This window comes from Vibrio sp. 10N.222.55.C6, assembly GCF_041473395.1.
Taxonomy (GTDB): Bacteria; Pseudomonadota; Gammaproteobacteria; order Enterobacterales; family Vibrionaceae; genus Vibrio; species Vibrio crassostreae_C.
Window position 1 is genome coordinate 1 of sequence record NZ_JBFRSD010000339.1, and the last position, 1,459, is coordinate 1,459.

At 45.2% G+C, this 1,459-nt stretch carries 1 protein-coding gene; it reads left to right on the forward strand.

The features are described 5' to 3' along the window. Nucleotides 1-1,459: VCBS domain-containing protein (locus AB4486_RS24010; RefSeq protein ID WP_372119111.1), on the forward strand; the 1,459-nt coding region annotated here is incomplete at both ends.

Genomic DNA, 1,459 nt, shown 5'->3' on the forward strand with positions numbered 1-1,459 from the left:
TACTGCGATTGATGGGACCACCAGTGAAGTAACCATCACCATCAATGGTGCTGATGATCCATCTGAGATCACCGTTGGCGAAGGTGACTCTGACATGGGTGAGGTGACGGAAGATGTCGATGTCAATCCTGATACCAACGAACTCTCGGTGTCTGGCACTTTAACGATTACTGATGTCGATACCAGCGATATGCCGGCCTTTAAACCTAATGGTGTGTTTAGCCCTATTGGGTCTACTTATGCACTTGCTTTGGGGATGTTAACGATTACTCCTGAGGGGGCATGGAGTTATGTCGTTGATAACGATGCGGTTCAATACTTGAATGATGATGACACGGTTATTGAGCGATATGTCGTAACCGCCATCGATGGTGTCGAGCATGTTATCGAGATAACAATCAATGGTGTCAACGATGCGCCTGAAGCGACCAGCTTTACGGTCGTCAATGATGAGGATGCGATCATACCAATCCTCTTCGATTCGGAAGATGGCGGTATGCCTGATTACATCTCAGATATCGAAGATGACCATGACGACATTCCACTTAATATTCGGATAGAAAGTTTGCCAACCAACGGTAGCCTTTTGTATACCGATGCAAATGGCGTCACGAGAGAAATTGTGCAGTCTGACGTCGACAACGGTGTGTTGTTTGTTCCAAACAATATTAGCTTCGTTGCCGGGCCCGGAGAGATGTTTGAAATGGGCTTCAGTGGCGATCCAGACGATATGCCAGATCTCGTTGATGGTTTCTATAATTGGGGTGTCGCGGTATCACCAACCGAAAGGCTAATTACCTTAGCTAACGGAAATACCATTACGCTATCGATTGACGACAATAACGACAAACCCCTACAGCAGTATCAAGGTGAACAGCCTCATGTTGGTTATGGGATTGGTGATACTGATGGTAAAGGTATGAACATGCAGGAGACCTTGATCATCGACTTTACCAACAACCCACTTGATGTTGTTCATTTTGGATTAGATGGGTTGGGCGGAGAGTTCAATACGAATAGCAGTGTACATATTGAAGTGATTTATACCTTTGCTGACGGGACAACAGCTAGTGAGCAATACCAAAAAGATGAAGGCGATACAGGCAACCAACAGATCTTGTACGAGTTCAGCTACTCGTCACCAAGTAATCCGATTGTTGGTATGGAGCTTTCATCTTCCGGTGGTAATTGGGAGTTGCGTTACGTACAAGGTAATGAAGCTGTAACCGATGACCCTCAATTTGACTATGTCGCAGTAGATTCAAATGGCGCTGAAAGTACAGTCGAAACGGTGACGGTTGATATTGAAGAACCACAACAATATAACGTGACTAGTGCTGCGAGTAACGAGCCTTTATTTGCGGGCTCTGGGAATGATCTGCTTATTGGTGATAGCGATGACAATATTTTCACCTGGTTAGACTCTGCACTCGATAATGGTACAGACATCATTAAAGAC